At 67.4% G+C, this 21,040-nt stretch carries 19 protein-coding genes; 4 read left to right on the top strand and 15 right to left on the bottom strand.

Annotated elements, in window-relative coordinates:
* Positions 1-30: 30 nt before the first annotated feature.
* From HWX08_RS28070 to HWX08_RS28040, 7 genes are read right to left on the bottom strand one after another with little or no spacing between them, the layout of a single operon-like run.
* Positions 31-1,239 (bottom strand): deoxyguanosinetriphosphate triphosphohydrolase, encoded by a 1,209-nt coding sequence (locus HWX08_RS28070; protein ID WP_174922960.1) that lies wholly within the window; start codon positions 1,237-1,239, stop codon positions 31-33.
* Between the two features lie 41 nt (positions 1,240-1,280).
* A complete protein-coding gene (aroB, locus tag HWX08_RS28065) occupies positions 1,281-2,360 on the bottom strand; it encodes a 3-dehydroquinate synthase (protein ID WP_069255549.1) in 1,080 nt (359 codons plus the stop codon).
* Positions 2,357-2,911 carry a shikimate kinase AroK gene (gene aroK, locus HWX08_RS28060; RefSeq protein ID WP_069257922.1) on the bottom strand — a complete coding sequence of 185 codons (555 nt, stop codon included), beginning with the start codon at positions 2,909-2,911 and terminating at the stop codon, positions 2,357-2,359. The genes aroB and aroK overlap by 4 nt, the downstream gene beginning before the upstream one ends.
* Before the next feature lie 40 nt (positions 2,912-2,951).
* Positions 2,952-4,601 (bottom strand): type IV pilus secretin PilQ, encoded by a 1,650-nt coding sequence (locus tag HWX08_RS28055; protein ID WP_174922959.1) that lies wholly within the window; start codon positions 4,599-4,601, stop codon positions 2,952-2,954.
* Positions 4,598-5,464 (bottom strand): pilus assembly protein, encoded by an 867-nt coding sequence (locus HWX08_RS28050; RefSeq protein WP_174922958.1) that lies wholly within the window; start codon positions 5,462-5,464, stop codon positions 4,598-4,600. The genes HWX08_RS28055 and HWX08_RS28050 overlap by 4 nt, the downstream gene beginning before the upstream one ends.
* On the bottom strand, positions 5,461-6,069 hold the full coding sequence (locus HWX08_RS28045) for a fimbrial protein (RefSeq protein ID WP_175807107.1): 609 nt from the start codon (positions 6,067-6,069) through the stop codon (positions 5,461-5,463). The genes HWX08_RS28050 and HWX08_RS28045 overlap by 4 nt, the downstream gene beginning before the upstream one ends.
* Positions 6,066-6,989, bottom strand: coding sequence for a type IV pilus biogenesis protein PilM (locus HWX08_RS28040; RefSeq protein ID WP_069255545.1), 924 nt, complete (start codon positions 6,987-6,989; stop codon positions 6,066-6,068). Before HWX08_RS28040 ends, HWX08_RS28045 begins: the two co-directional genes overlap by 4 nt.
* 226 nt (positions 6,990-7,215) lie before the next feature.
* Here HWX08_RS28040 and HWX08_RS28035 point away from each other — a divergent pair, with 226 nt between their 5' ends.
* Complete coding sequence (locus HWX08_RS28035) at positions 7,216-9,600, top strand: penicillin-binding protein 1A (RefSeq protein ID WP_157126705.1); 2,385 nt, start codon at positions 7,216-7,218, stop codon at positions 9,598-9,600.
* 91 nt (positions 9,601-9,691) lie between these two features.
* Here HWX08_RS28035 and cyaY read toward each other — a convergent pair whose 3' ends face one another.
* Positions 9,692-10,021: an iron donor protein CyaY gene (cyaY, locus tag HWX08_RS28030; RefSeq protein WP_069255543.1), complete on the bottom strand. Its 330-nt coding sequence runs from the start codon at positions 10,019-10,021 to the stop codon at positions 9,692-9,694.
* Between the two features lie 36 nt (positions 10,022-10,057).
* On the opposite strand from cyaY, the gene lptM reads away from it, so the two are divergent.
* Positions 10,058-10,315 (top strand): LPS translocon maturation chaperone LptM, encoded by a 258-nt coding sequence (gene lptM / locus HWX08_RS28025; protein WP_174922633.1) that lies wholly within the window; start codon positions 10,058-10,060, stop codon positions 10,313-10,315.
* A 97-nt stretch (positions 10,316-10,412) separates the two neighbouring features.
* On the opposite strand, the gene msrQ is transcribed toward lptM, so the two are convergent.
* From msrQ to HWX08_RS28000, 5 genes are all read right to left on the bottom strand, one after another.
* Positions 10,413-11,090, bottom strand: coding sequence for a protein-methionine-sulfoxide reductase heme-binding subunit MsrQ (gene msrQ / locus HWX08_RS28020; protein WP_174922634.1), 678 nt, complete (start codon positions 11,088-11,090; stop codon positions 10,413-10,415).
* 20 nt (positions 11,091-11,110) lie between these two features.
* Positions 11,111-12,106, bottom strand: a complete 996-nt coding sequence (gene msrP, locus HWX08_RS28015; protein ID WP_174922635.1) for a protein-methionine-sulfoxide reductase catalytic subunit MsrP — start codon at positions 12,104-12,106, stop codon at positions 11,111-11,113.
* A gap of 158 nt (positions 12,107-12,264) precedes the next feature.
* Positions 12,265-13,455: a c-type cytochrome biogenesis protein CcsB gene (gene ccsB / locus HWX08_RS28010; RefSeq protein ID WP_174922636.1), complete on the bottom strand. Its 1,191-nt coding sequence runs from the start codon at positions 13,453-13,455 to the stop codon at positions 12,265-12,267.
* Between the two features lie 4 nt (positions 13,456-13,459).
* Complete coding sequence (locus HWX08_RS28005) at positions 13,460-15,676, bottom strand: cytochrome c biogenesis protein ResB (protein ID WP_174922637.1); 2,217 nt, start codon at positions 15,674-15,676, stop codon at positions 13,460-13,462.
* A gap of 220 nt (positions 15,677-15,896) precedes the next feature.
* A complete protein-coding gene (locus HWX08_RS28000; RefSeq protein ID WP_069255537.1) occupies positions 15,897-16,550 on the bottom strand; it encodes a c-type cytochrome in 654 nt (217 codons plus the stop codon).
* A 214-nt stretch (positions 16,551-16,764) separates the two neighbouring features.
* Here HWX08_RS28000 and yihA point away from each other — a divergent pair, with 214 nt between their 5' ends.
* Complete coding sequence (gene yihA, locus HWX08_RS27995; protein WP_069255536.1) at positions 16,765-17,424, top strand: ribosome biogenesis GTP-binding protein YihA/YsxC; 660 nt, start codon at positions 16,765-16,767, stop codon at positions 17,422-17,424.
* A 253-nt stretch (positions 17,425-17,677) separates the two neighbouring features.
* The gene (hemB, locus tag HWX08_RS27990; protein WP_174922638.1) at positions 17,678-18,676 is read left to right on the top strand and encodes a porphobilinogen synthase; all 999 of its coding nucleotides are present in this window, start codon (positions 17,678-17,680) and stop codon (positions 18,674-18,676) included.
* Positions 18,677-18,783: 107 nt separating this feature from the next.
* On the opposite strand, the gene dsbD is transcribed toward hemB, so the two are convergent.
* Both dsbD and cutA read right to left on the bottom strand, forming a co-directional pair.
* Positions 18,784-20,631: a protein-disulfide reductase DsbD gene (dsbD, locus tag HWX08_RS27985; RefSeq protein ID WP_174922639.1), complete on the bottom strand. Its 1,848-nt coding sequence runs from the start codon at positions 20,629-20,631 to the stop codon at positions 18,784-18,786.
* The gene (gene cutA / locus HWX08_RS27980) at positions 20,624-20,950 is read right to left on the bottom strand and encodes a divalent-cation tolerance protein CutA (protein WP_069255533.1); all 327 of its coding nucleotides are present in this window, start codon (positions 20,948-20,950) and stop codon (positions 20,624-20,626) included. Before cutA ends, dsbD begins: the two co-directional genes overlap by 8 nt.
* Between the last annotated feature and the right edge of the window lie 90 nt (positions 20,951-21,040).

Here is a 21,040-nt window from a genome sequence, read left to right as displayed (position 1 = left end):
CCGGCGAAGTCTAGTGATCGTTTGTGACAGTCAGTTGTCGTTGATGACGAACAGGCGCTGATACTCCTTCAGCGCGAAGCGGTCGGTCATGCCGGCGATATAGTGCGCGACGAGACGCGGCTGATGCGCGGCATCGTCGGACTGGTACGGCGGCGGCAGCAGCCGCGGATCGTCGATGAACGCATCGAACAGCCCGGTGACGACGCGCTGGGCCTTGCTCGCCATGCGCATCACCTTGTAATGGCGGTAGAGGTTCTTGAAGAGGAACCGCTTGAGGGCGGCCGCCTGCGCGGCCACCGTTTCGCTGTGCGACACGAGCGGCGGCGCGGCGCGCACGTCGTCGAGCGACGCGGGGGCGACGCGCGCGAGATTGCGCGTCGTCTCGTCGATCAGGTCGACGATCAGCGTGTTGATGATGCGGCGCACCGTTTCGTGCACGAGCCGGCGGCCTTCGAGATGCGGGAATTCGGCGAGCGCCGCCTCGTAATGGCGCTGCCACAGCTCGACTTCGGCGAGCTGTTCGATCGTGATCAGGCCGGAGCGTAGGCCGTCGTCGACGTCGTGGTTGTTGTACGCGATTTCGTCGGCGATGTTCGCGAGCTGCGCTTCGAGCGACGGCTGGCGGCCCTGCAGGAAGCGCTCGCCGAGCGCGCCGAGCTTACGCGCATTCTCGCGCGAGCAGTGCTTCAGGATGCCTTCGCGCGTCTCGAAGCACAGGTTCAGCCCGTTGAACGCACCGTAATGCTCCTCGAGCTCGTCGACGACCGCGAGGCTCTGCAGGTTGTGCTCGAAGCCGCCGTGCTCGCGCATGCACGCATTCAGCGCGTCCTGCCCGGCATGGCCGAACGGCGTATGGCCGAGATCGTGCGCGAGCGAGATCGCCTCGACGAGATCCTCGCTCAGCCGCAGGTTGCGCGCGACCGAACGCGCGATCTGCGCGACTTCGAGGCTGTGCGTGAGGCGCGTGCGGAACAGGTCGCCTTCGTGATTGACGAAGACCTGCGTCTTGTATTCGAGCCGCCGAAACGCGGTCGAATGGACGATGCGGTCGCGGTCGCGCTGGAATTCGGTGCGTGCCGCCGGCGGCGTTTCCGGATGGCGACGGCCGCGCGACTGCGACGCGTGGGCGGCATACGGAGCGAGATGGGCTTCCAGCGCCGCCAGCGTCGGCGGCTCGGCCACCGGCGCAGCGGATGCGCGGCCGGCTTCGGGCAATGTGCTGCTGGATGTCTCGCTCACGTCTCCTCCATGTCTGGGGCGCCGGGGCGTCCGGGCCGCCGTTAGCGGGTCGTCTGTGCCAGTGTAGCGAACACGGCTTCGTCCGGCGCCTGCGTGATCACCGTATCGCCGAATCGCTTCAGCAGGATGAACTTGATCGCGCCGGCCTCGGCCTTCTTGTCGACGCGCATCAGGTCCATGTAGCGTGCGTCGCCGAGCGCGGGCGCGCGGGTCGGCAGGTGCGCGGCCGCAATCACCGCGTCGAGGCGCCGCCGCGACGCTTCGTCGAACAGGCCGAGCCGCACCGACAGGTCGCCGGCCATCACCATCCCGCAGCCGACTGCCTCGCCGTGCAGCCACTCGCCGTAGCCGAGCCCCGCCTCGATCGCGTGGCCGAACGTGTGGCCGAAGTTCAGGATCGCGCGCAGGCCGCCTTCGCGTTCGTCGGCCGCCACCACGCTCGCCTTGATCTCGCACGAGCGCTTCACCGCGTGCGCGAGCGCGGCCGGTTCGCGGCGGTTCAGCGCGTCGACGTTCGCCTCGATCCAGTCGAAGAATTCCGCATCGGCGATCGCGCCGGTCTTGATGATCTCGGCCACGCCGGCCGCCAGCTCGCGATCGGGCAGCGTGGTCAGCGCGCCGATGTCCGCGATCACGGCCTGCGGCTGGTAGAACGCGCCGATCATGTTCTTGCCGAGCGGATGGTTGATGCCCGTCTTTCCGCCGACCGACGAATCGACCTGCGACAGCAGCGTCGTCGGCACCTGGATGAACGGCACGCCGCGCATATAGCACGCGGCGGCAAAGCCCGTCATGTCGCCGACCACGCCGCCGCCGAGCGCGACGAGCGTCGTCTTGCGATCCGCGTGATCGGTCAGCAGGCCGTCGAAGATCAGGTTCAGCGTTTCCCAGTTCTTGTACGCCTCGCCGTCGGGCAGCACGACCGTCGACACGCGCTTGCCGAGCGGCGCGAGCGCCGCGCGCAGCACGTCGCCGTAGAGCGGATCGACCGTCGTGTTCGTGACGATCGTGACGGACGAGCCCTTGATGTGAGGCGCGAACAGCTCGGTGCGCCCGATCAGGCCGGCACCAATGTGAATCGGATAGGCGCGCTCGCCCAGGTCGACGTTGACAGTAATCATGCTTGTAGCGGCTTGGCGATGACGCCTGCCAGTTCGAGTTGCATCAGCACCATGTTGACGAGACCGTTGACCGACGGACGGCCGGTCTCGATGACGAAATCCGCGCATTCGCGGTACAGCGGGTCGCGCACTTCGTACAGCGCTTCGAGACGCCCCTTCGGGTCGTCGGTCTGCAACAGTGGGCGGTTCTTGTCCTTGCGCGTGCGCAGCCACAGATCGTGCGGATTGGCGCGCAGGTACACGACGACGCCGTTGCTTTTCAGGCAGTCGCGATTTTCCGGGCGCAGCACCGCGCCGCCGCCCGTCGCGAGCACGATGTTCTCGCGCTGCGTGAGATCGGCAATCACCTGCGTTTCGCGATCGCGAAATCCGGCCTCGCCCTCCAGCTCGAAGATCACCGGAATGCGCGCGCCCGTGCGGGCCTCGATTTCGTGGTCGGAGTCGAAGAACGTCCTGTCGAGACGACGCGCGACCGCACGGCCCACGGTGGTCTTACCCGCTCCCATAAGGCCGACGAAAAATACGTTTGCATGTGGGTCCCGCGCTTGCAACGGCTTCCTCTGCTTCAATCTTGCTGGTGTGTGGCGCAGCTTACTGGCAAAGCGGCTGCCTTGTCGAGCCTGCGCCGGCGGCTTCCGGCCCCGTTTTATCGGCATCCGTGCCGCCCGTGCCGCGTGCATCGCAGCGCGCATCGACGACGGTCGGCGTGATGAAGACGACCAGTTCGCTGCGGTGGTCGCGCTGCGCACGATGCCGGAAAAGCGCGCCCAGAATCGGTATTTTGCCCAAGAGCGGCACGCGCGTCACATCGTTCCGGTTCAGTTGTTCATAGATCCCGCCGATCGCGACCGTCCCGCCATTCTCGACCTCGACGCGCGTCTGCACGTGCTTCGTATGAATCGCCGGGCCGGCCGCCGTCGGCTCGCCGATGCTGTCCTTCGTCACGTCCAGGTCCAGCACCACGCGCCCGTCCGGCGTGATCTGCGGCTCGACCTCGAGCTTGAGCGTCGCGCGGCGGAACTGCACGCCGCTCACGCCGTTGCCGACCTTCGCCTGGTACGGCAGCTCCGAACCCTGTTCGACGATGGCCTTGACGCGATCGGCGGTCACCACGCGCGGGCTCGAAACGATCTGGCCCCGCCCCTGCGCCTCGAGCGCGCTCAGTTCGACGTCGAGCACGCGGCTGAGCGGCGCGGCGAACAGCGTGAAACCGGCGGTCGCCGCTTCGAAGCCGCCGAGCGGCCGCGCAGCAAGGTCGAGCGCGTTGTGCGCGCCGGCGGTGAACGCGGCGCCCTCGCCCGACGGCGGCCGCTGCTGCGCCCGCAGCGCGACGCGGGCGCCGAGATTGCGTGAAAACCCCTGCTCGCCCTCGACGATGCGGGCCTCGATCCGGACCTGCCGCGACGGCCGGTCGATCGCATCGATCAGGCTCGCGATCTGGTCGACGCGCGGCGCGAGATCGGTGACGAACAGCAGGTTCGTGCGCGGATCGGCCGCCGCCGCACCGCGCTTCGACAGCAGGCGCTGGCCGGTCGCGCCGGCCAGCAGGCGTTGCACGTCCTGCGCGCGCGGATAATGCAGCGCGAACGTCCGGCTCGCCAGCGGCTCCAGATCGGCGGCTCGCGCGTGCATTTCGAAGCGCTCGCGTTCGCGCGCAGCCAGCTCGGCCGCCGGCGTGACCCAGATCACGTCGCCCCGCCGGGACATCGCGAGCCCGTGCGTGTCGAGCAGCGTGTCGAAGGCATCGCGCCAGCGCACATTATTCAGACGTAACGTGACCGTGCCGCGCACCTGCTCGCCGACGACGATATTGAGCCCGGTGAACCGCGCGAACGCGTCGAACGCGGCCGCGAGCCCCGCGCCCTGCAGATTCAGCGAGATCCGCCGCGCATCGTCCGCGTCGCCCGGGTGCCGGGCAGCGGCGTCGCCCATCCGGGCCGGCGGCGCCAACGGGATCGGCGGCCCTTCCAGCCCGGGTGCGGTGGCGGCCGCAGGCTGAAGCGCCGCGCGAGCCGCCTGATCGAACGGCGGCGGGCCCGCGTCCGACCCTCCGGCGTTGTCCGCCCCGTCCCGCGCGCCTTCGGGGATCGGCAGGCCCGGCACCGACATATCCATCGATGCAGCGGCAGGCCAGACGGCCGGCAGCGGCGGCAGCGACGCGTTTGCACCGGGCGCCGTCAGCGCCGTGAACACCGTCAATCCTGCCCAGACAGCAAGCGCCCGACATCCGTGCTTCGTCATGGCCGCCCCCCGTCGTCCAGCGTGACCCGATACACGCCGTCCGCCGTCGCGAGCGTCACGGCGACGGGATCGACCCGCACCACCCGCGCGGCCCCGAGGCTTTCGCCAGGCGCCACGGCCGTGAACGCGCCGCCGCCGTCACCGAACAGCGCGAGCCCGGCGCGCCCGTCGCGAATCGTGCCGGCCAGGCGCGCGGCCGGCCCCTGCGCGTCGGACGAGCCGGCGTCACCGAACGGATCGGCGCCGGGCGCGTCGGCCAGCACCGGCGCCGATCCGCCGGTGGACGTTGCCGCCGGCAACGCCGGAAACACGTCGACGGACATTTCCACGCGCGCGGCCTCGTTGCTCCGTTCGACGCGCAAGGCGGTCGGCACCGCGAGCACCGGGAAGTGAGCCAGTCCGCCGACCATCCGCAGCAACGCGCGAAATCCGCCAGCCGCGACGATGCGCACCGTGCGCCGGCCGTCCGGCATCGCACCGTCGGCGCGCAGCGGTTCGATCGATACGCGGTGCAGCCCGCTCGACGCGGCGCGATCCGCCAGCTCCAGCATCAACGCGGCCCATTCCGGCGCGTGCGGCAAGCGATCGCCGTGCGCGGCCGCCGGATGCACGTCGCGCTGCCGCGAAGCGGCCGCCAGCACACGATGCGCGTCGGCCTCACGCCCCTGCGCCGCGGCGAGCAGCACGCGGCTGTGCGCGAGCCCGCTCCAGTCGGCCGCATTGGCCAGATGAATGCCGCCCGCCAGCACGGCCGTGAAAGCGACCACGCAGCTCGCGCCATGCGCGAGCGCCGGCGACACGCGTCGCATGCCGCGCCGCCGGCCGGTGCTTCGCAGTGCGAGTCGATGTGCAAGCGCCGTCATGCGCCATCTCCGGACGTTTTCCGGGACGGCACCGCATCGTGCCAGCGCATTTGAACCGAGAACCGCAACGGCATCCCGCCCGGGACGACCGGCGCCTCCGACGCAGAGTTCAACGTGTCGATATCGATCCGCCAGCCACGCTGCTCGCGCGCGATCCCCGCGAGCCATCGCGCGGCCGCCCGGTAGCTCGCTGCGCGCACATCGAGCACGGCGCCGGCTGACGTCGTGCGCAGCGCGTCGAGCCGGACGGTGCCGTCGCGCACCTGCGCCAGTGCGGCCAGCAGCCCCGCGACGTACCGGGATGGCGCGGCAAGCGCGGCCGCCCGCGCGTCGCGCTGCGCGGCGGCCGCCGCGGCACTGGCGGCGCGCGTCGCGGCCCCCACCTGCGGCTGCAACTGCAGCAGTCGCGCCTCCACGTTTGCACGCTCGGCATCCACCCGCCACCGCGCGCCGGTGGCGGCGCCCGTCCACAGGCCGGCGCACAGCATGCCGGCCACTATCGCCGTACCGCACTGCACGGCCCGACGACGTCGCAACGCCTGCGCCCGCCGCTCGCGATGCGGCAGCAGGTTGAAGCCGGCCGGCTCCGCGCGGCAGGCCGTCATTCCCACACCCCGCGCAATGCCAGCCCGAACGCGACCGCCATTGCCGGGTCGCCCGGCAGCCCGGCCGGGCACGGCTGCCCGCTCCAGCTCGTGCAGTCGAACGGCACCGCGACCGCGCCGAGCACGTCGCCGATCTCGGCCACGGACGTATCGAAGCGGGCGATACATCGCGCGCTCCCGGCCACGAGTATGCAACTCACGGCCCCGAGCGCGCGCCGGCGCAATGCGTCGGAAAACGCCCCCGGCATCGCGCCCGGCAGCGTCAGCACCGGCGCGGCCAACGGACCGTCGATGCGCCAGCCCTGCACGCCCGCGTCATGGAACCAGAACGCCGCGTACGCGCCCGCGTGCACGTCGACTTCGAATTGCGCGGCATAGCGCAACGCGCGCAGCGCCGCGGCCGACTCGCCGTCGACCACCGTCAGATCGACACCCGCCTGCGCGGCCACGTCGATCCGCCGTTCGAGCAGCGCAAGCGGTGCCACGGCGACCTCGACCTCGTCCGCCACCGCGCCGCCGTCCTGCCGCCAGTCGAACGCGAGACTGTCCGGCGCCAGCCCCGAGATGCGTTCGGCCGCCTGCCGCGCGGCGTCTTCGACATCGTCCCGCCCCGCCAGGTCGAGCGTCGCGATGCGCATCTCGTCGTCGTGCAACGCCATCACGCCGCATGTGTCGCACCGCACGCCGGCCGCCGACAGCCTCGACACGGCGGCGGCCAGTGCACGTGCGACCGCCGCCCAGCGCGCATCCTCCGGCCCGTCCGCCAACCCGACCGGCTCCCGATCGAGCCCCTCGACGCACACCTGAGCGCTCCGGCCGCGCCGGCTCAGCACGACCACCCTCACCTCGTCCGCGCCGACGTCGATTCCCGTCGACCGGTGCCCGCCCTGCGCAAACCGCCCTGCCCATCGTCCCGTCATTCCAACCTCCCGAAATCGTCGCGGACCACGCCGCGTTTCCGAGACCTGATTCTGCAAAGCGGCGCGGGAGACCGACAGTCGGCCGAATGGCCAGCAACCGCTCGCGACGGCCGCGCGCGGGCTATGCTGCAAGCATGCCGGCCGCACCTTCGCGGTGGGTAGCCGCCCGCGTCAGGACCGGTCTTACCGGGCAGCTATAATCGCGGGACTGTTTTCCGGTATGCCTATGCAATCCACGACTCCTACGTCCCCGCCTCCTGCCCCGGAGCCGAAGAAGCGGCCCTGGTGGCAAAAAGCCCTGCTCGGATTCGCCACGATGTGTGTGGCGCTCGTCGTGGCCGGCGGCCTCGTACTCGGTTACGCACTCGTCGTCGCGTGGCCGAACATGCCGTCGCTCGACGCGCTGACCGACTATCGGCCGAAGGTGCCGCTGCGCATCTATACGTCCGATCACGTGCTGATCGGCGAATTCGGCGAAGAGCGCCGCGACGTCGTCCATTTCAAGGACGTGCCCGACTCGCTGAAGAAGGCGATCCTCGCGATCGAGGACGCACGCTTCTACGATCACGGCGGGGTCGACCTCACCGGCATCGTCCGCGCCGGCTTCGTCGCGCTGACGAACGGCCATGCGTCGCAGGGCGCGAGCACGATCACGATGCAGGTCGCGCGCAACTTCTTCCTGTCGAGCGAGAAGACCTACACGCGCAAGATCTACGAGATGCTGCTCGCGTACCGGATCGAGCGTGCGCTGACGAAGGATCAGATTCTCGAGGTCTACATGAATCAGATCTATCTCGGCCAGCGCGCGTACGGCTTCGCGAGCGCCGCGCGGGTCTACTTCGGCAAGGACCTGAAGGACATCTCGCTTGCCGAGGCCGCGATGCTCGCCGGGCTGCCGAAGGCGCCGTCCGCGTACAACCCGGTCGTGAACCCGAAGCGCGCGAAGGTGCGCCAGGAGTACATCCTGCAACGGATGCTCGAGCTGAACTTCATCACGCGCGAACAGTACGACGAGGCCGTCGCCCAGCCGCTCGTCGTCAAGGGGCCGGGCCGCGATTTCAGCGTACACGCCGAGTACGTCGCGGAAATGGTCCGACAAATGATGTACGCGCAGTACCGTGAGGAAACCTACACACGCGGCTTCAACGTCGTCACGACGATCGACTCCGCGGACCAGCAGGTCGCGTACACCGCGCTGCGCAAGGGCATCATGGATTACGAACGCCGGCACGGCTACCGGGGGCCGGAAGGCTTCATCGAGCTGCCGGCCGGCGCCGACGATCGCGAACAGGCGATCGACGATGCGCTGCTCGAACACCCCGACAACGGCGAACTGATCGCTGCAGTCGTCACGGCCGCCAGTCCGCGCCAGATCACGGTTGCGTTCATCGACGGCAGCAGCGCGACGATCGAGGGCGACAACCTGCGCTTCGCGTCGGGCGCGCTGTCGGCCAATGCGCAGCCGAATCGACGCATCCGCCCGGGCGCGATCGTCCGCGTCGTGAAGAACGACGCAGGCAAATGGTCGATCACGCAGTTGCCGCAGGTCGAGGGGGCGTTCCTGTCGATCGTCCCGCAGGACGGTGCGATCCGCTCGCTCGTCGGCGGCTTCGACTACAACAAGAACAAGTTCAACCACGTCACGCAGGCGTGGCGGCAGCCGGGTTCGTCGTTCAAGCCGTTCATCTACTCGGCGTCGCTCGACAAGGGCCTCGGGCCGGCAACCGTGATCAACGACGGTCCGCTGTATTTCAGCGCAGCCGAAACGGGCGGCCAGCCTTGGGAGCCGAAGAACTACGGCGGCGGCTTCGAAGGCCCGATGTCGATGCGCACCGCGCTGCAGCGCTCGCGCAACCTCGTGTCGATCCGGATCCTGAACCATATCGGCACGAAGTACGCACAGCAGTACATCACGCGCTTCGGCTTCGACGCCGAACGCCATCCGGCCTACCTGCCGATGGCGCTCGGCGCGGGCCAGGTCACGCCGCTGCAAATGGCAGGCGCGTACTCGGTATTCGCGAACGGCGGCTACCGCGTCAATCCGTACCTGATCGCCGAAGTCACCGATCCGAACGGCGCGATCGTCACGCGCGCGCAGCCGCTCATCGCCGAGCAGAATGCGCCGCGCGCGATCGACGCACGCAACGCGTACGTGATGAACAGCCTGCTGCAAAGCGTCGCGCAGCGCGGCACGGGCGCACGCACCAACGTGCTGAAGCGCACCGATCTCGCGGGCAAGACCGGTACGACGAACGACTCGCACGACGCGTGGTTCGCCGGCTACCAGCACACGCTCGCCGCGATCGCGTGGATCGGCTACGACAATCCGCGCAGCCTCGGCGATCGCGAAACGGGCGGCGGCCTGTCGCTGCCCGTGTGGATCGACTACATGAGCGCCGCGCTGAAGGGCGTGCCCGAATTCAAGCCGACGGCGCCGGACGGCGTCGAAACGCTCGGCGGCGAGCTGTACTTCACCGAGTTCACACCCGGTCACGGTTTCGTGTCGACGGTCGGCGTGCCGCAGGCGCCGGCCGCGCAGAACGTCGACGCAACCGTGCCGCATGTCGACGAGCAGGAAAAGCAGGACATCATGAACCTGTTCGCGCACTGACCACCGGTCCGGACATGAAAAAAGCGCCCCGCGGGGCGCTTTTTCTTTGGCACGACGCGTCGCGGCGCGGCCCCGGCTTCAGCCCGAAACGTTACGGCGCGCTGAACGTGATCGGCAGGCCGGCCTGCTGTGTCGCGTACTCCGTGAGCGCCGAGAAAAACTCGGTGCCCGTGCGCGTATCGCGCCACGCGCCGTCGATGAAACGGTAGTGGAAACCGCCCGCTTTCGCGGCGATCCACACTTCCTTCATCGGCGGCTGCAGGTTGACGATAATCTTCGAGCCGTTCTCGAACGTCAGCGTCAGGACGCTGCCGTTGCGCTCCAGATCGATGTCGTGATCGCCGTCGTTGGCGTCGTCGACGGTACGCTCGACGGCCGCCAGCACGGCCTCGGCACGGGTCAGGTATTCGGTATCGGACATGCTAAACTCTATCGGTTCAATTGTTCAGGGACGATCATGCGAGTCGTTTTCCGGATGAGCGCGATTGTAGCGGCTTTGGCGATTCTTGCCGGCTGCGGTCAAAGCGGCGCGCTCTATCTGCCCACCGTGCCTCCGATGCCCAAGCCACTCCAGCAGCAGGACACGCCGCCGTCGGACGTGACGCCGACCGATGAAAACGCGTCGTCCGACAGTGTGCCCGATTCGTCCGGCACACCGCTCACGCTGTCGCCGGAATTGTCGAGCGGGGCATCGAGCCCGGCCGTCGCGAAGTAACGACATGACGAAATAACGGCGCGCCGCCGCCAGCACGGCTCGCGAAACGAGGCGATGACTCCCCGGTCATCGCCTTTTGTTTTTCCAGCCTGCGCCGTCATGCGCGCACGCGCCGCCATCCCCACGCAAGCAGCCGCCAGCCGAGCAGCGCGGCGACGATCGCCGCATACAGCTTCGGCTGCGCGAGATTGTGCTTGCCGGCCCGCATCCACCAGAAGTGCAGCACGCCGAACAGCGCGATCGCGTAGATCGCGCTGTGCAGCGTCGCCCAGTGCCGGCCGAGCCGGCGCACCATCGCGCGCGGCGACGTGGCCGCGAGCGGGATCAGCAGCACGAACGCGGCGAAACCGACCGTGATGAACGGGCGCTTGCCGACGTCCTTCAGGATCGCGACGACGTCGAACCACTTGTCGAACCAGAGGTAGGTCGTGAAGTGCAGCGTCGCGTAGAAGAACGCGAACAGCCCGATCATCCGCCGAAAACGCAGCAGCGCGGCGAACCCCGTCATGCGCCGAAGCGGCGTGACGGCGAGCGTGACGCAGAGCAGAACGAGCGTCCAGAGGCCCGTCGAGCGCGTGATGAACTCGATCGGATTCGCGCCGAGCCGGTCGGTCAGCCCGAACAGCACGAGACGCGCGAGCGGATAAAGGCCAGCCGCAAACACCAGACCCTTGGCCGGCGCGAGCCAGCGCGGCGCGGCCGGCCGGCGCGCCCCGGCCCGCGCAGCGGGCTCGGCGCCGGCGGCGCGCGGCGGTGTCAGCGTCGAAGGAGGCATGTCGTTTCTCACCGGCGCGCTCAGAAATTCTTCTTCAGGTCCATGCCCTGATACATCGACGCGACGAGATCGCCGTAGCCGTTGAACATCAGGGTCTTGCGCTTCGGCGTGAAGAAGCCGTCCTCGCCGATGCGCCGCTCGGTCGCCTGGCTCCAGCGCGGATGATCGACGTTCGGGTTCACGTTCGAATAAAAGCCGTACTCGTTCGACGCGTACGTGTTCCAGCTCGTCTTCGGCTGCCTGTCGACAAAGCGGATCTTCACGAGCGATTTCGCGCTCTTGAAGCCGTACTTCCACGGCACGACGATGCGCACCGGCGCGCCGTTCTGGTTCGGCAGCACCTGCCCGTAGACGCCCATCGTCAGCAGCGTCAGCGGGTTCATCGCCTCGTCCATCCGCAGCCCTTCCGAGTACGGCCAGTCGAGCACCGGCGTCGACAGGCCGGGCATCTGCGACGGATCGGCGAGCGTGACGAACTGCACGTATTTCGCGTTGCCGGTCGGCTGCACGCGCTTGATCAGCTCAGACAACGGCACGCCGATCCACGGGATCACCATCGACCATCCCTCGACGCAGCGCAGCCGGTATACGCGCTCTTCGAGCGGCGCGAGCTTGAGCAGCTCGTCGAGATCGAACACCTTCGGATGCAGCACCTCGCCCTCGACGCTCACGCGCCACGGACGCGGCCGCAACGTGCCGGCGTTCTGCGCGGGGTCGCTCTTGTCGGTGCCGAATTCGTAGAAGTTGTTGTAGGACGTAATGTCCTTGAACGGCGTCACCTTGTCGGCCGCGACGAACTTCGGGTTCGTCTTGGCCGCCAGCTTCGCGGCCCGCGCATCGGGCGACGCATAAGCGGCCCATGCTGCGCCGCTGCCGCCGAGCAGCCCGCCCGCCGCCGCAAGGCCGGCCGCCTGCAATACGCGCCGCCGGTTCTCGAAGACGGCGCGCGGCGTAATCTCGCCCGGCGCAATATCCGCGCCGGTCAGGACGTTCCGCAAAGGGCGTTTGATCCACATCGTGTTGCTCCTCGTGCCTGCGCGGCGCGCAGCTTCATGAGCGTTCGACCCGACCCGTCTTGCGCCGTTCGACGCCCGGACCGCTCGCCCGTTACAAAAGAAAACCGCCGGGCACGCAGTGCGCCGGCGGTCTCATAGTCGGACGAGCAGCGGAAATCTTACAGCTTGCCGTAGCTGTGCAGCCCGGACAGGAACATGTTGACACCGAGGAACGCGAAGGTCGTCACGAGCAGGCCGGTGAGCGCCCACCATGCGGCCACCGTGCCGCGCAGGCCTTTCATCAGGCGCATGTGCAGCCATGCCGCGTAGTTGAGCCACACGATCAGCGCCCAGGTTTCCTTCGGGTCCCAGCTCCAGTAGCCGCCCCACGCTTCGGCGGCCCACAGTGCGCCGAGGATCGTCGCGATCGTGAAGAACGCGAAACCAACCGCGATCGACTTGTACATCACGTCGTCGAGCACTTCGAGCGTCGGCAGGCGATCGGCGAGGACCCCGCGCTCCTTCATCAGATACGCGACCGACACCATCGCCGACAGCGCGAAGCTGCCGTAGCCGATGAAGTTGGCCGGCACGTGGATCTTCATCCACCAGCTCTGCAGCGCCGGCACGAGCGGCTGGATCTGCTGCGCATCGCGCGCGACCGAATACCACATCAGGAAGCCCACCGCCGCGCTGATCACCAGCAGCACGAACGCGCCGAGCGAACGCGTGCCGTAGTGGCCCTCGTAATACAGATAGAGCAGCGCGGTGATCAGGCTGAACAGCACGAACACTTCATACAGGTTCGACACGGGGATGTGGCCGACGTCCGCGCCGATCAGGTAGGACTCGTACCAGCGCACCATCAGGCCGGTGAAGCCCATCAGCACGGCGACCCACGTGAGCTTCTGCCCGATCGCGGAACCCGACTCCGAGCGCGCGAGCAGCCCGATCCAGTAGAAGATCGTCGCGAGCACGAACAGCGCGCTCATCCACAGGATCGCCGACTGGCTCGACAGGAAGTACTTGAGGAAGAACGCGGAATCGGCGCGCGCAAGATCGCCCTCGTAGATCTGAATCGACAGCAGCGCCAGCACGGCGATCGACGCCATCATCAGCCGCGCGGGCTTCCAGCGCCAGCCGAGCGCGATGAGCGCCGGCACGGTGCCGATCATCACCGCCTTGTCGTAGTAATCCATGTGCGCGTTGTAGTGCACGAGCGCATAGCCCGCGCCCGCCACGAGCGCCAGTGCGAACAGCCAGTCGAGCAGCGACAGGCGCGCGAGGAACGGACGGTCGTCGAACAGCGGCGCCGTGGCCGGAGCCTGGGCCGACGCCCGCTGGGAAGAGGAAACGTGTGTGAGATCCATGATGTTACCGGGTGGAATTCTCGGAATCGGAACCGCCGCCGGCAGGCGTACGGGCCGTCGATGCCGCACCGGCCGGCGCGGCGTCGCGAGGTGCGGCACGCAGGGCGGCACCGGCCGCGTCGCGCGTCTGCACGAATTCTTTCTCGAAATCGAAGGTCTTGCGGGCCGTGGACATTGCCATCACCACATCGACGCCCGAACCGGCGTCCTTCAGCCAGAACCAGAGGCGCCGCTCGCGCACGTAGAACATCGAGAAGATGCCGGCGACCAGCAGCAGGCTGCCAAGATACACCAGATTCTTGCCGGGTGCGCGCGTCAACTGAAATACCGAAGCTTGCACCTGCTTGAATGAGTCAAGCTGCAAATAGACCGGCGATCCATACAAAAAGCTGTCGGATAGCGCGTTGATCGCGTTCTGCACGAAGCGGATCGTGTCGGTGCCCTGCTGCGCGGCCGGCTCGCCCGCACGCTCGCGCGCGATCTGCCAGACCTCCCACATCGAGCCTTCGAGCATCCGCAGTAGCAGGCTCGCGGCCTTCTCCTGCTCGGCCTTCGGCACCGAACGGTCGATGAACGTCGCGACGGCCTGGAAGCCGCCGATCGGCTGGCCGTCCGCGCCGCGACCGACGCTGTCGTCGCTTGCCGCAAAAAGGGTCAGCACCTTCGATGCGCTGTCCTGGAGGCGGCTGCGCAGCGATGCGTCGGTGCCCGGCAGCGAACGCTGCGCAAAGCGCGCGGCGGCTTCGGCGCGCACGGACGGATCCTCGAGCGCGGCGCGCAGATGCATCCATTCGCCGATCGAATCCTGGCTGTCGGCCGGAATCCGCATGTAGCGGAACGGGTCGTTCGGGCTCGCGCGCACGCCGGCGAGGAACACGCGCTCGCCGTTCATGTCGACGGGCAGCATGTAGTTGTTGAATTCGCGCGCCTGGCCGTCCTTGCCGCGGATCTTGTACTGCACGGACGGGCCGATGTTGTGGAGCTGCGTCGGCTTCGACGTCTTCGCGCCGGAGCCGAGCCGCTCGTCGAACACTTCCTTCAGCGAGCTCGTCGTCGCGACACCGCGCACGTCCGGCTTGCCGTTCGCGTCGGCCATGTTCTCGACGTTGATCGCGCGGAAATCGGAGAACTCAATCGTGTCGCCGTCGGCGCCCGGCATCTGCAGCGGCGCCGAACTGCCGATCGTGCCCTTCACGGGGAAGGTCTTCGCGTTGCCGCCCGTCATCGGGTAGGCCGTCATCTGCATTTGCGAGCCGCCATCCTGGAAGCTCGACTGGTAGATCGACACGCCCTTGTACGTGAACGGCTTGTTGACCTCGACACGCGCCGGAATCTTCTGGCCGGTCTCGCGATCGATCACGACGATGTCGCTCGCGAACAGCTTCGGCATGCCCGTCGTGTAGTAGTCGACGATGAACTTGTTGAGCTGGATCGAGAACGGCAGATCCTGGATCAGCGAGCCGCTCGGCTGGTTCAGGATCGCGGTCGACACGAACTGCCCCTCGGGCACCCACGCATAGCCGCGGAACGTCGGGTTCGACGCGGACAGGCGATGGTCGGGCGCGATCTCGCTGATCGTCGCGCTCGTGTTGACCGGGCTCTTGCCGAACATCCACATCTGGAATTTGATCGGCAGGTTGCTGTCGAGCAGGCCGCCGATACAGATCACGACGATCGCGAGGTGTGCGGAGATGTAGCCCCACCGGGTCATCGCGCCGCGCTTCGCGGAAATCAGCGTCGCACCGTCGTTTTCACGCACGACGTGCTTGTAGCCGGCCTTGGTGACGAACGTGGCGAGCGTCGCCGCGACCGTCGCGCGCGTACCGGCAGCCGTGTACTCGGCCTTGTGGTGGAACGCGCGCAGGCTGCCTTCGCGAACCTTGTCCTTCCAGCTCTTCGCGTCGGCGAGCATCTTCGGCGCGTTGCGGATCACGCACAGCGAGATCGACACGACGAGGAAGATCAGGATCAGCATGAACCACCATGCGCTGTACACGTTGTACAGGCCGAGCGAGCGGAAGATGTCCGCCCAGAACGGCCCGAACTGGTTCACGTAGTTCGGATACGGATCGTCCTGGGTCAGCACCGTGCCGATGATGCTCGCGATCGACAGCACGACCAGCAACGCAATCGCGAAGCGCATCGAGCTCAGCAGCTCGACCGCGCGCTTCGACGCACCCTGACCCGACTTCGACTGCAACCCCGACGTGGTAACGCTCATTCAAACTCCGACTTAGGGGGAAACCGCCCCCGACACTTACTTGGTTCGCCTGGGGGCGCAGCCCCCCCTCTCCGGCAAGCCCTTCCATCCTGGCCTGGCCCGGCGAGTGCCGACAAAAAAGAAGGGCGAGGCAACCGCGACGATGCGGCGCCCCACCCTTTTCTTGTTCTGACTCCGGCCGCCCTTCGGGCGCCCGGTCATGCCATTCGCGGCCGACCGCTCAACGCAGGCCCGCGATGTAATCCGCGACGGCCTTGATCTCGTTGTCCGACAGCCGCGTCGCGATCTGATGCATCGCCTCGTTGTTGTTGCGCGCACCGGCACCCTGCTGGAACGCGGTCAACTGCGCGACCGTGTAATCGGCCCATTGCCCGGACAGCCGCGGATACTGGACCGGAATCCCCTGCCCTGTCGGCCCGTGACAGCTCGCGCAGGCGGGAACGCCCTTCTCCGCGATGCCGCCGCGATAGATCTTCTGGCCGATCGGCACGGTGGCCGCATCGCGCGCGGTACCGAGCTTCGTCGTCTGCGACCCGTAGTACGCGGCGACGTTGCGCATGTCGTCCGCGCTCAACGCGCTCGCGAATCCGACCATCACCGCGTTGTTACGCACCGGCCCCTTCGCGCCCGGCTGCGTCTTGAAGTCGTTCAACTGCTTGACCAGATATTCGGGATGCTGGCCGGCGAGCTTCGGGAAACTGCCCGACGCGCTATTGCCGTCGGCGCCGTGACACGACGCGCATACTTGCCCGGCAATTGCCTTGCCGCGGTCGAGATCCGGCTTGGCCGCATCTGCCGCGTTTGCCTCCGCTACGAAACCTACGAACCCTGCTGCAACCTGAAGCACCATCAGAGACTTGCACAGTCGATTCATTCGCACACCCTGTTTCGTCTTGTGGGAATTTGAGGTTCTGCAAAAAACGACGGCGTTCAGTCTACCGCAGAAGCCACATAAAAGCGCGAGGCAGGCGCCCGGTGGCCTTCGGTAAAACCGCCGTATTGTACAATATCGTGTTGAAAGCTCCCGCGCCTATCGGGGCTACCCCGCCTCCACCAAGCGGCTTGCGCCGCCCGTCCTTCCGGTTCCCATGGCCTTTCTGCTCCATCAAGCCCGCTTCTACACGACCGTCAACCATCTGCGCGACCTGCCGCCGACGGTCCAGCCGGAAATCGCGTTCGCGGGCCGCTCGAATGCCGGCAAGTCGACGGCGATCAACGTGCTGTGCAACCAGAAGCGGCTCGCCTTCGCGTCGAAGACGCCCGGCCGCACGCAGCATATCAACTACTTCTCCGTCGGCCCGGCCGCCGAGCCCGTCGCGAATCTCGTCGACCTGCCCGGCTACGGCTACGCGGAGGTGCCCGGCGCCGCCAAGGCGCACTGGGAAATGCTGCTGTCGTCCTATCTCGCGACGCGCTCGCAGTTGTGCGGCCTGATCCTGATGATGGATTCGCGCCGTCCACTGACCGATCTCGATCGCCGGATGATCGAGTGGTTCGTGCCGACCGGCAAGCCGATCCACACGTTGCTGACGAAGTGCGACAAATTGACGCGGCAGGAAAGCATCAATGCGCTGCGCACCACGCAAAAGGGGCTCGATGCCTATCGTGACCAGGGCGTGCAGGGCAAGCTGACGGTCCAGCTGTTCTCCGCGCTGAAGCGCACGGGGCTCGACGAAGCGCACGAGCTGATCGAGAGCTGGGTGCGGCCGTCCGTCGCCGACGAAAAAAGCGAGCCTGTAGCACAATGAGCGGGCAACGCGCGGCCGGGATCGGCGGCGCGCACCTGACGGCGTCTGCGATTTCGGCCGGCTCATAAAAAAACCCGCCGTTGAACGGCGGGTCAAACAGCCTAATCGAAAAACGACAGGCACCCGCTCAGGGAGGAGAAGCGGGGAGCTGCACGCTACGCGTGCCGCTCGATCGCTATCATATACCAACGATCTCGAAAATGACCTAAGGGTTCCGCAAGGCCCTTACTGCCCTGATTTCCATTCAATCGCCATGAGCTTTCATCCGCTTCATCGTCCGCGCCGGATGCGCCGCGACGACTTCTCCCGGCGCCTGATGCGCGAAAACCGCCTGACCACGGACGACCTGATCTATCCGGTGTTCGTCGTCGATGGCACCAACGAACGCCAGAGCATCCCGTCGATGCCCGGTGTCGAGCGCGTGTCGGTCGATCTGCTGATGCACGTCGCCGAGCAATGCGTCGAACTCGGCGTGCCCGTGCTGTCGCTGTTCCCGGCCATCGAGCCGTCGCTGAAGACGCCCGACGGCCGCGAAGCGGCCAATCCGGACGGCCTGATCCCGCGTGCGGTGCGCGAGCTGAAAAAGCGCTTCCCCGAACTCGGCGTACTGACCGACGTAGCACTCGATCCGTACACGAGCCACGGCCAGGACGGCGTGCTCGACGAGAACGGCTACGTGATCAACGACGACACGATCGAGATCCTGATCGATCAGGCGCGTGCGCAGGCGGAAGCCGGCGTCGACATCGTCGCACCGTCGGACATGATGGACGGCCGCATCGGCGCGATCCGCGAAATGCTGGAAAGCGACGGCCATATCCACACGCGGATCATGGCGTACTCGGCCAAGTTTGCATCGGCGTTCTACGGTCCGTTCCGCGATGCGGTCGGCTCGGCGTCGAATCTGGGCAAGGGCAACAAGATGACCTACCAGATGGATCCGGCGAACAGCGACGAAGCGCTGCGCGAGGTGCGTCTCGACATCGACGAAGGCGCCGACATGGTGATGGTCAAGCCCGGCATGCCGTACCTCGACATCGTGCGCCGCGTGAAGGACGAGTTCCGCTTCCCGACCTACGTGTACCAGGTGAGCGGCGAATACGCGATGCTGAAGGCAGCGGCGATGAACGGCTGGCTCGACCATGACAAGGTCGTGCTCGAATCGCTGCTCGCGTTCAAGCGCGCAGGCGCCGATGGCGTGCTCACGTACTTCGCGCTCGATGCCGCACGTCTGCTGAAGGCGCAGCGCTGAGCCGCACGACTGCCGGCATCAAGCGAAACGGCGGGACACTTCGGTGTCCCGCCGTTTTTTTCATGAAGTCGACGCGGAAGCGGCCGACGTGCGCACGCGAATCTGCGTTAAACCGTCGGTACCGCCGCACGATCGAGACTACGCAGGAACGTCTCGGCCGCCTGATAGCCGACCACCCGGCCGATCTCGTTGCCGTTGCGATCGAAGAAGATGATCCCCGGCGGCCCGAACAGGTTGAAACGCTTCAGCAGCGCCTGATCGTCCGCGTTGTTCGCCGTGACGTCCGCACGCACGAGGTGAAGCTGCGCGAGCCGCTTCTGCACGCGCGCGTCGGTGAACGTCAAATGCTCCATCTCCTTGCAACTCACGCACCAGTCTGCGTAGAAATCGAGCATCACGGGCCGTCCCGACGTCTTCAGCAACGCGTCGAGTTCGCCGCTGGAACGCACCGGTGCGAACGCGGCCTCTCCCTGCGCGGAAGGCGCACCGACGGCCGATGCACCGCCCGACGCAACCGTGCGTGCCGCGAGGATGGCCAGCGGCTTGACGGGGTCGTTGGAGCCGGCGGCAAGACCGACGAGCAGCGTCGCCGCCCAGATCGCGAGCGCGGCGCCGAGGCCGCGGCCGAGGCGGCGCCAGATCGACGCGGCACCTGCATGCGGCGTAAACAGGCCGAGCGCCGCGGCCGCGACGAGCAGCCACAGCGCGGCGAGCACCATCTTCACGCCGCCCGCGAGCACCGGCCACACGATCCATAGCGCGGCAGCGAGCAGCACGATCCCGAAGAACACCTTCACGCCGTCCATCCATGCGCCGGCCCGCGGCAGGACCGTGCCCGCGCCGACGCCGACGACGAGCAGCGGCACGCCGAGCCCGAGACCCATCGCGAACAGCGCGGCACCGCCGAGCAGCGCATTGCCGGTGTGCGCGATGAACGCGAGCACCGCAAACAGCGGCGCCGTCATGCACGCTCCGACGACCAGCGCCGACAGCGCGCCCATCGCGGCGACCGCGACGAAGTGGCCGCCCTGGCGCGCGCTCGACGCGTCGGCCGCGCCGTTCTGCCAGCGCGCGGGCAGCGCGATGTCCTTGCCCGAGATCAGCGAAATCGCGAACGCGGTGAGCAGCACGCCGAATGCGCCGAGCACCCACGGGTTCTGCAGCCACGCGCCGAGGCTCTGGCCAACCAGCGCGGCCGCGATGCCCAGCACCGTATAGACGAGCGCCATGCCGACCACGTACGTGAGCGACAGCGCAAAGCCGCGCGCATGCGTCGCGCGCGTGCCCTGGCCGATGATGATCGCCGACACGATGGGAATCATCGGATACGAACACGGCAAGAGACTCAGCACGACGCCAGCGACGAAATACAGCGCGACGATCGTGAAGAAGCCGTGCCCCTCCAGCAGCGACTGCGCGAAATCGGCGCTCGTCACCTTGTCGAACCAGCTGCCCGAAGCCGCGGCGCCATCGGCCGGCGCGACCGCGCCCAGGGCCGCGCCGTCGACCTTCACGACGTGCTCGGCAGGCGGATAGCAGATGCCTTCGTCGGCGCACCCCTGCGACGTGACCGCGAGCTCGAACGGCCCCGCCGCCTGCTTGACCGGCACGTGGATCACGACCTCGTCGCGATAGGTCTCGACTTCCTTCTGGAACGTCTGGTCGAACTTCACGTGACCGGCGGGAAATTGCGGATCGCCGAGCGTCGCCTGGCCGCTCTTCACTGCGAACGCGAACCGCTCGCGGTACAGGTAGTAGCCGTTGGCGACCTTGAAGCGGACATCCACCTGCCCCGGCGCTTCGTTCGCGCTGAACTTGAACGCGACCGACGGATCGAGGAAATCGTCCGCCGCGCGCGCGGCCGACAGGCTGCCCAGCACGACCATGAACGACAACAGGACTGCGAGGAACCGCAGCGCACGCACGCGCACGGAAAGCACCATACCGTTAAACATGAAATAGACGTTGAGTTTCGCTGGTCACCCACTGGCCGTACGCGGCCGAGGCCGTCGCCTGCCACGAGACGATTTCGGGCGTCTCGTACGGATGATGCGCGAGAATAAATCGCTCCAGTTCGAGCGCCCGCACGGGGCTCGTCTTGAACAGCAACTGGATCTCGTCGGCCGTTTCGACCTTGCCCTGCCAGTGATAGCGCGACTTGATCGCGCCGAGCTCCGACACGCACGCGGCGAACCGCGCATCGAGCGCGCCGTCGGCCAGTGCCTGGGCCGTCGCCGCATCGGGCACCGTCGTCAGCATCAGCACCACTATCATCCGCGCCCTCCTGGCTGGTGTATCGACTCCTGCCGACGCGGATTGCCTACCTGGGATCACGCCGGCTGCCCGTATCGTAGCGCAGCCCGC

Source organism: Burkholderia metallica (assembly GCF_902832845.1).
GTDB classification, from domain to species: Bacteria; Pseudomonadota; Gammaproteobacteria; order Burkholderiales; family Burkholderiaceae; genus Burkholderia; species Burkholderia metallica.
Note: the sequence above shows the minus strand (reverse complement) of the source record. Positions and strands in the feature narration are given on the sequence as shown.

Excerpts from the sequence above, each read along its gene's own strand:
- aroB (WP_069255549.1), bottom strand. The coding sequence starts at position 2,360 with ATGATTACTGTCAACGTCGACCTGGGCGAGCGCGCCTATCCGATTCAC.
- dsbD (WP_174922639.1), bottom strand. The coding sequence starts at position 20,631 with ATGTTTAACGGTATGGTGCTTTCCGTGCGCGTGCGTGCGCTGCGGTTC.
- cyaY (WP_069255543.1), bottom strand. The coding sequence starts at position 10,021 with ATGTCCGATACCGAATACCTGACCCGTGCCGAGGCCGTGCTGGCGGCC.
- HWX08_RS28050 (WP_174922958.1), bottom strand. The coding sequence starts at position 5,464 with ATGACGGCGCTTGCACATCGACTCGCACTGCGAAGCACCGGCCGGCGG.
- HWX08_RS28040 (WP_069255545.1), bottom strand. The coding sequence starts at position 6,989 with ATGACGGGACGATGGGCAGGGCGGTTTGCGCAGGGCGGGCACCGGTCG.
- HWX08_RS28035 (WP_157126705.1), top strand. The coding sequence starts at position 7,216 with ATGCAATCCACGACTCCTACGTCCCCGCCTCCTGCCCCGGAGCCGAAG.
- msrP (WP_174922635.1), bottom strand. The coding sequence starts at position 12,106 with ATGTGGATCAAACGCCCTTTGCGGAACGTCCTGACCGGCGCGGATATT.
- HWX08_RS28005 (WP_174922637.1), bottom strand. The coding sequence starts at position 15,676 with ATGAGCGTTACCACGTCGGGGTTGCAGTCGAAGTCGGGTCAGGGTGCG.
- cutA (WP_069255533.1), bottom strand. The coding sequence starts at position 20,950 with ATGATAGTGGTGCTGATGCTGACGACGGTGCCCGATGCGGCGACGGCC.
- msrQ (WP_174922634.1), bottom strand. The coding sequence starts at position 11,090 with ATGCCTCCTTCGACGCTGACACCGCCGCGCGCCGCCGGCGCCGAGCCC.
- lptM (WP_174922633.1), top strand. The coding sequence starts at position 10,058 with ATGCGAGTCGTTTTCCGGATGAGCGCGATTGTAGCGGCTTTGGCGATT.
- yihA (WP_069255536.1), top strand. The coding sequence starts at position 16,765 with ATGGCCTTTCTGCTCCATCAAGCCCGCTTCTACACGACCGTCAACCAT.
- hemB (WP_174922638.1), top strand. The coding sequence starts at position 17,678 with ATGAGCTTTCATCCGCTTCATCGTCCGCGCCGGATGCGCCGCGACGAC.
- ccsB (WP_174922636.1), bottom strand. The coding sequence starts at position 13,455 with ATGGATCTCACACACGTTTCCTCTTCCCAGCGGGCGTCGGCCCAGGCT.
- HWX08_RS28045 (WP_175807107.1), bottom strand. The coding sequence starts at position 6,069 with ATGACGGCCTGCCGCGCGGAGCCGGCCGGCTTCAACCTGCTGCCGCAT.
- HWX08_RS28055 (WP_174922959.1), bottom strand. The coding sequence starts at position 4,601 with ATGACGAAGCACGGATGTCGGGCGCTTGCTGTCTGGGCAGGATTGACG.
- HWX08_RS28000 (WP_069255537.1), bottom strand. The coding sequence starts at position 16,550 with ATGAATCGACTGTGCAAGTCTCTGATGGTGCTTCAGGTTGCAGCAGGG.